This window comes from Escherichia sp. MOD1-EC7003, from assembly GCF_002965065.1.
GTDB lineage: Bacteria > Pseudomonadota > Gammaproteobacteria > Enterobacterales > Enterobacteriaceae > Escherichia.
Genome location: NZ_PTRE01000139.1, coordinates 20,799 through 28,118 on the forward strand (window position 1 = coordinate 20,799; position 7,320 = coordinate 28,118).

Sequence of the window (7,320 nt, forward strand, 5' to 3'; positions counted from 1 at the left end):
CCTTATTCAAACAGTGATTCAATATCGTTGATCAACTCGCTGGCGGTGATGTCATCAAGCACCGAGAACAGCACCTCCTGTGACGAATTACGGCCCCAGCCATAGCTTTCTGCTTTGCCATCCCATAGCCACGGCTTGCTTAAGAGCTGCTCGGCACTGAGTTCGGCAGGCGACATACCAACAGCAAAGCCTTCATTGATTTCCATGATTAACGACCAGCGGCCCAGAGGTTTGATCATCCAGCCGATCCAGCCGCCGTCCTGTGGTTCGCCGCGTAGCCAGCCTTTATTCGCCAGTCCCATGACCCGACCGCTTGGGCATTTTCTGCCTGCCCAGCGGGTCAATTCGCTGGCATTGCGCTCGGTTTCTGTCAGGGTGTAACTGTTACGGTCGAGCTGGTGGAACGGCGGTAACAGTTCGTAGTCGGCAAAAAGCAGCCCAAAGGCAGCGGCATTTGCCGGTGATATTTCCAGAACGTGAGGAATACCAATAGAGATATCGCCTTCCGGCAGGGTGAAAAGATCATCGTCAGCGGTGCTGTAGCTGTTATCTTCTGCCACTCTAAAGCAAGCCAGTAGCTGGTTTTCAGCGCTATAAACACCCCAAATCAGACGGCGGGTTAAGTGGCGTACCAGTGGATGCTCAACCAGGAAGAGTTGAAAGTTTTCCGGCGACCAGCGACGACGCAGACACATGGCAGATTCCAGCCTTGCCACCTGTTGGGTGGCGACGGTACGGGCGTCTTTTTTCAGCAGTTTGTAGCGGTTGACCGCTTCCGTCGCTAACGTTTCATCATCGCTTTTGTTCGGTTTGGGTAAGTCTTTCAGGCGGCTACCGCTCTCGTCGCGCACGAACGGTTTCAGCGTTTCATCAAAGCTGACGGTGAACTGGCGTGGGCCGAAGTCCAGCAGTAGCGAACCGTTATCATCCAGGCCGAGATCCGGGGCCAGGCGATCTTCAAGTTCCGCTACCGTGAGTTCGCGGCTTTCGGCAATGTCGGCAATTTTTTCCCTTGCCCGTTCCTGTAACGCTTTGAATTTCAGTTTCTGGGCGATGCCGTTAAGCTGCATCAGGGCGATATCACTACCGATCGTGGCGAGGATATCCAGCCCGACGGTGGCGCGTTTATGCTGGGATTCCCCTGGCCAGACGCGGATTAATGGCGTCAGTTTGCGGGCGGTGTCATCGTTGCCGAGAACACCTAAGGCAGTGAATGCCCAGCTCTCTTTCGATGGTGCTCCAGCAGCCAGCCAGGCGGTAAACAGATCCCAGGCAAATTCAGCCAGTGAGTCGGCGGTACAGATGTCTTTCACCTGTAATAACCCCGGATACAGCGCTTCTTCCTGGGGGAATCGGAGCATTTCGCCGAGGTGGAGGAGGGCGCTATCTGGCAGTTGCTGAGCGTTTTCTTTTAATACCGGGCGTGTCCAGAGCGATGGCTGATAAAAGGTCGGAAGAGTGGGGATTTTTGTCGGGTGATTATCTAAGGGATCGAGCGCAAGCAGAGCATTAACCGCGTCGGTTACTTCCGGCTGGTTATAACGCCGGGCGATTTCTTGCAGTAATGGCTGATGACCATTTTCAACCAACATACGCAAGGCAGTGCGGGCGTTATCCTGTGCTTCACCTGCTTTTCCCAGTGCTGCGGGTAGCAAGCCGGTAATAGCATGTTCAGGATATTTTAATAGCCAGGTGCGCGCATCCTGGCGCAGGGTTTTGAGTTTGTTGAAGGCGCGGGCAATGAATGGTGCCAATTCTGTAGTGGCAAAGTATTGTGCTACGGGCAGTGCATCCTGCGGGTAGCGGGAAAAGGAATGAATAAATCCAGGAAATCCGGTGAGTTGCAGGTGCGTCATAACATATTCGACACCGACATGTGGCTCTTTACTCAGGATATTCCACACTTGCACTGCCTTCTCGGCTGGCAGAGCAGCCAGCATGTAGAGCTTCCATTCATGCTGGTAAGAAGACATAAAGGTTTTAAATTCGCTGAGCAGAGCGGGATAATCCTCCTGTTGCCATGCCTCTACGGCTGCATCAGGTGCTTTTATATAGTGACCATTATTCCAGCGATAGAAACCCAGGCGTGTCAGGTAATTCTTAATATCCTCTTTTTGGCCGATGGCTATTTGATGGGCGTACCATCCATACCTTGCCTGAATCTCTTTTTCTGCCGTCTCTGTCAGGGTACAGCGCGGTTCCAGCATTAATGGCGCTAAATCCAGCGTCGCAACACTGGCTTTTTTCTTTTTCGCTTCCCACGGTGGGGAAACCAATAGTACAGGTAGCATATCTGCACTGGCGCAATCGACCTGGACATCGAACTGCTGCTGGCCGGTTTTCAGCACGGCGACGCCCTGCAGCGAAAGCCACGGTATTACTTGGGGTGCCAGATCCGGTTGCGTGCTCAACAACGTCATCAGCATTATGCGCCAGCGCTTTTCATTTTTTTGTGCCAGAAGTTCTGCTAATGCCGCCAGCGCTGCATGTGGAAAGCGAACGAAAGCCTTTGTCATGCGATCGTGGCAACGCTTTCCCTGCTCGCTAACAAGGATAAGTAACGTTAGTGCCTGCGGGTGGTTGATATGCATCAACACTTCACCGCATGTGTCGCCGGAAGCGTAAGGTGCGAAACGGGCCAGCGCAGCGACACCTTGCTCCTGGAGTACCGTTGCACACCAGATTTTACCGTAGTAATAATCATCAAATACCTGCCCTGGCTGTCCGGGATAGTATTTTTCCAACTCAGCCAATACCTGCTCATCGGTGGCCGTCAGTTTTAGCCATTCAAGCGCATATAACCCTTTTTGTCCGCAAAAACGTCTGGCTATCTCATGAGCTGCTTCTGGTTTTTCCGGCAACAATAGCGCAACCAACGGTTGGTGCCAGGCGGGCATGTTTCCGAGAGCGGCAATAAGTTTGTCGGCGCAACGCTGCCATACATCGTCATTTGCTAGTGAGAGATGCTTACGCAGGCGCATTTCAACTGAGGTGAAGCGTGACAGACAGGTAGGTTGCCTGTTATCCGGGGTGAACGTAATGAGATTAGCGTCATAATTCCAGTCAAAGCGGATGGATTGCAATGCAATGGCAACCTCAGTGGCATATTCCAGACCACCCTCCTGGACAATTTGATCCAGTAACTCTTCGTGATCGTTACGATTGAAGCCTTGTTCCAGAGCAACCAGTACCGCCAGAACCTGTGGCGGCAGCGTGGTGCTAATGGGGGAGTCAATAAGGCCGACGGCTTGGGCCATCGCTTGCTGCCAGTCCAGTGAACAGGTGCTGTAATCGAAGGTGACTACCTTTTTAAAACGCCGGTGGGTATTCGCAGCGACGGTACGTAGCAGGGTTAATTCATTCTCCTGTGGCACCGGACCGCCAGGCCAGCGGCGATGACTTAGTGTGGTTGGCGCAACCTCTGTCGGTAAAATGATTTGGGCGTCGTCTGCCAGCCAGGGGAGGTGGTTTCCAATAAATTTTGGTTTGTCTTGTGGCAAAGGTTTTTTTTCAGGGCATTCGATAATCTGGGCGGGTGCAGATGCCGGTGTCATCACGGATACTTCTTCTTCGTAGCCTTTTTTCGTTTTCTCAGCAATCAGCTTTAGTTCCGCTTTTTCCGCTGCCGCCGCATCTGCAAAACTTTTTACCTGGCTTTGCCCGTTGGTGCCGACTTTCCCCCAACTGATATGTAGCTCATTTCCTTGCAGCTCTACCGCCCAGAATTTATGTGATTTTTCATCCTGATAAATATAGGTTTTCATTGCAAAGTCCTTTTAATCAAACAGTGATTCAATATCGTTAATCAGCTCGCTGACGGTGATGTCATCAAGCACGGAAAATGGATAAACCGATTTGCGCGGTGTTAATTTGTACAAATGAATGTGGTCAATTTTCTGAGTCTCGCTGATTTCGGTGATGGGTAATCCGACGCAAAAGCCGGGAGTCACACCCAATTCGATGTAGCCATCATCAACGGCTTTATAAAATGAGTAATAGCTACCGCCAAGAACATCGCCTCGTTGCCAGCCTTTATTCACCAGTCCGGCGACGCGCCCACTCGGTGCCTGACGGCCAGCCCAGCGTTGCAGGTCGCTGCTGTTTTTTTCTGTATCAGAGAGTTGATTCTGTTGGCGATCGAGTTGACGGAACGGAGGCAAGAGTTCGTAGTCAGAGAACAGTTGGGCAAATTCAGTAGCCTGTCTGGCCGGGATTTCCAGCACATGAGGGATACCGATACTGCCCTGCGGAAGGATTAACGGGTTATCCTGTCCGTCGCTAAAACTGCCATCCTCCGCCACGCGGAAACAGGAAATAAGCTGATTATCAGCGTCATAAATGCCCCACATCAGACGTCGGGTGATATGACGAACCAGAGGGTGTTCTACCAGAAACAGGTGGAACTGTTCTGCAGTCCAGCGGCGACGCTGACACATAGCCACTTCCAGCCGCGAAATTTGTTGCGCAGCTACCGTGCGGACATCTTTTTTCAGCAGCTTGTAGCGATTTACTGCGTCGTTCGCCTGCGTTTCATCATCGCTTTTGTTCGGCTTGGGTAAGTCTTTCAGGCGGCTACCGCTCTCGTCGCGCACGAACGGTTTCAGCGTTTCATCAAAGCTGACGGTGAACTTGCGTGGGCCGAAATCCAGCAGCAGCGAACCGTTATCATCCAGGCCGAGATCTGGCGCTAACCGGTCTTCCATCTCTGCGACGCTGAGTTCGCGGCTTTCGGCAATTTGGGCGATTTTTATCTTTGCCTGATCCTGCAAGGCTTTAAATTTCAGCTTCTGCGCGATGCCGTTAAGCTGCATCAGAGCGATATCCGTGCCAATAGCAGCGAGGACATCCAGCCCGACAGTGGCGCGTTTATGCTGAGATTCGCCAGGCCAGGCGCGGATCAAAGGCGTTAGTTTGCGGGCGGTATCGTCGTTACCTAAAATCCCCAGTGCGGTAAAGGCCCAGTTGTCTTTTGCCGACCCACTGGCAGACTCCCAACTGAGGAAGAGATCCCAGGCAAAATCGGCGAGAGACTGCGGCGTGCAGATCTCGACAACCTGTGTAATTCCAGGATAAAGGGTGGCTTCGCGGGGGAAAGAGAGCATAGTGCACAGGTGCAGGATAGCTGAATCTGGAAGTGCCTTTCCGTTACTGCACAGAAGTGGGCGGTGCCATAGTTCTGGTGAACACCATTCAGGGAGTTTAGCGATTTTTTGCGGAAAATTATCGAGTGGGTCGCTATTCAGAACATCTAACAACCCCGTAAACACTTCTGGCTGTTTGTAGTGGTGGGCAATTTTTTCAATTAATGGCTGATGCCCGTGATGAGCAAGATAGCGAATAGCTGTGGTTGCGTCTTCGCGCTCACTACCTGCTTTTCCCAGCACGGAAGGCAGCAGGCCTGTAATGGCATGTTCCGGATAGGTTAATAACCAACGTTCAGCGACATCACGTACAGATTTAAGCTGACGAAAGGCGCGAGCCATTAAGGGGGCTACTTCCGTTGCACCAAAACGTGCAGCTAAAGGAATTGCTTCCTGAGGTACGACTAAGGCGTAACGCAGCAAGCCGGGTAATGTGGGAAGGCCGTAATATTCTACTACTTCACATGAGTTAATCAGATGCAGGTGAGTCAGTGCGTTCCATATTTTCAGTGCTTTATTTTCTGGTAACTGAAGCAATACAGACATATTGACACGGAGATGACTTGCCCAGCGAGGTTTATCCCAGATCTTTAATAAAGCCTCGTAATTATCTTGCTCGAAAAAATCAATGGCAGTCTGAGGTATACCCCAGTCAAGTTCGTCACAATAGAAGTGCAGCAGTTTCAGCGTCTCTTTCGCAGGTGGATAAGCGGAAGGTGATATGGTGAGATTTTTTTTTGCGGGTACAGATTCCAGTGATGCCAGTGATAATATCGGCAGTGTGATGTCGATTTTGGGAACCTTTTTTTTCTTTTGCAGCCATACAGGAGCAGTCAATATATAAGGTAATTCACCTGATGAAGCAATTTCTTCGCAAGCACTAAGTTGTGGAAAGCAACTAAATAAGATATGTCGTTGATCACCACTTAGCCAGGGGAGCGTAGAGTGCAAGACTGGTGCGTTGCCCAAAATAATTCGTTCCAAAATCCGTAGCCAGGGCGAATTTTTTGTTTTAACAATCGTTGAGGTCAGTGCACATATTGCGGATTCCGGATGTAATTTTGCGGAGTATTCAACATCCTCAATACTTTTTTGTTCTATTAGTAACGTAATTGCCTCTGGATGATTAATATAACGAAAATATCCATGATTCGAATGGCAATATTTTAATCGAGGAAGTGCCTTTAATCCTTGCTCACGTAGCAGTGTTGCAGCACATATAGTTGTCATCCACCATTCACTGAATAAATTGAGTTGGCAGTGATTTTCTGGTAATAACGTCGTTGGCAAATCAGTAGCGACGATAGCCAACCATTCCATCTCCGGATAATTCTCAAGACAAATTTCTCGAGCTATTTGATTAGCAATTTCTGGTTTTTCAGGTAATAAAAAACCAATTAAAGGTCGCTTACGTGGTGCCATATTTGGTAAAGCGCTGATAAGTTTTTCGACACACCTTAACCACGATTCTTTATCAACAAGAGAAAGATGATTTCGCAAGTGGAGGTCAACAACACTGAAACCATACTTAAAACGCAATTAGGAAATCGTGTTGCTAAGGGTAATTTGAGGGACAGAGTCTACAATAGAATTTATTGATAATAATTTCCAACGAACGTGATCGAGACATGTTTTCAGCACCTCGCTCTTTTCCGGATCTTCATTTTTATCATCTGACATCTGTATTTGCTGTAACAACAACACAACTTCAGTGACATATTCTATTCCGTGATGTTGTACAAGATAATCCATGACTTCTTTAGTATTACTCTCATCCCCCATAAGGATCTTTACCAGCAATAATAGGGTATCTGAGTAAATTGAACCGGCAGCATTTTTCTGCTGAATACGTAAAATAGCCTCTTCCAGGCCTTGTTGCCATTTTGGGTGGCAATGACTTGCATCAAAGCGCTGTAGTTGCGTGAGTAAATAGTGTTCCTCATGTTTGCTTTCCCATAACAGTGACCATAATGAGACATCTTTAGTAAATGTGTGGACGCTGTCGGACGGGAAGTTTCTGTTACTAAAAAATCTATTGCTATCAACAATGATTGGAGCGCTCTCCGATATCCATGGAGGAATGGCCCCGCGAGGATTTACTGGAATGTGTTCACTTTGATTGTAAGCGGCTCGTCAGAACCGTATTGATATTTACTGAGAGCTCAGATCAACTTTCCAG

2 protein-coding genes and 1 pseudogene are annotated in these 7,320 nt (G+C 49.3%); all 3 read right to left on the minus strand.

Annotated features, from left to right (window positions below; all coding sequences use genetic code 11):
• Nucleotides 1-2 precede the first annotated feature (2 nt).
• Nucleotides 3-3,764: a WGR and DUF4132 domain-containing protein gene (locus A7090_RS20840; protein WP_105275376.1), complete on the minus strand. Its 3,762-nt coding sequence runs from the start codon at nt 3,762-3,764 to the stop codon at nt 3-5.
• 12 nt (nt 3,765-3,776) lie between these two features.
• Nucleotides 3,777-5,783, minus strand: a pseudogene (locus A7090_RS20845) (DUF4132 domain-containing protein); the annotation flags it as partial.
• An 897-nt stretch (nt 5,784-6,680) separates the two neighbouring features.
• Nucleotides 6,681-6,923, minus strand: coding sequence for a hypothetical protein (locus A7090_RS20850; RefSeq protein WP_105275378.1), 243 nt, complete (start codon nt 6,921-6,923; stop codon nt 6,681-6,683).
• Nucleotides 6,924-7,320 lie beyond the last annotated feature (397 nt).

What these genes read in the sequence shown, in the direction of transcription:
- A7090_RS20840 (WP_105275376.1), bottom strand. Translation starts at nt 3,764, where the DNA reads ATGAAAACCTATATTTATCAGGATGAAAAATCACATAAATTCTGGGCG.
- A7090_RS20850 (WP_105275378.1), bottom strand. Translation starts at nt 6,923, where the DNA reads ATGGGGGATGAGAGTAATACTAAAGAAGTCATGGATTATCTTGTACAA.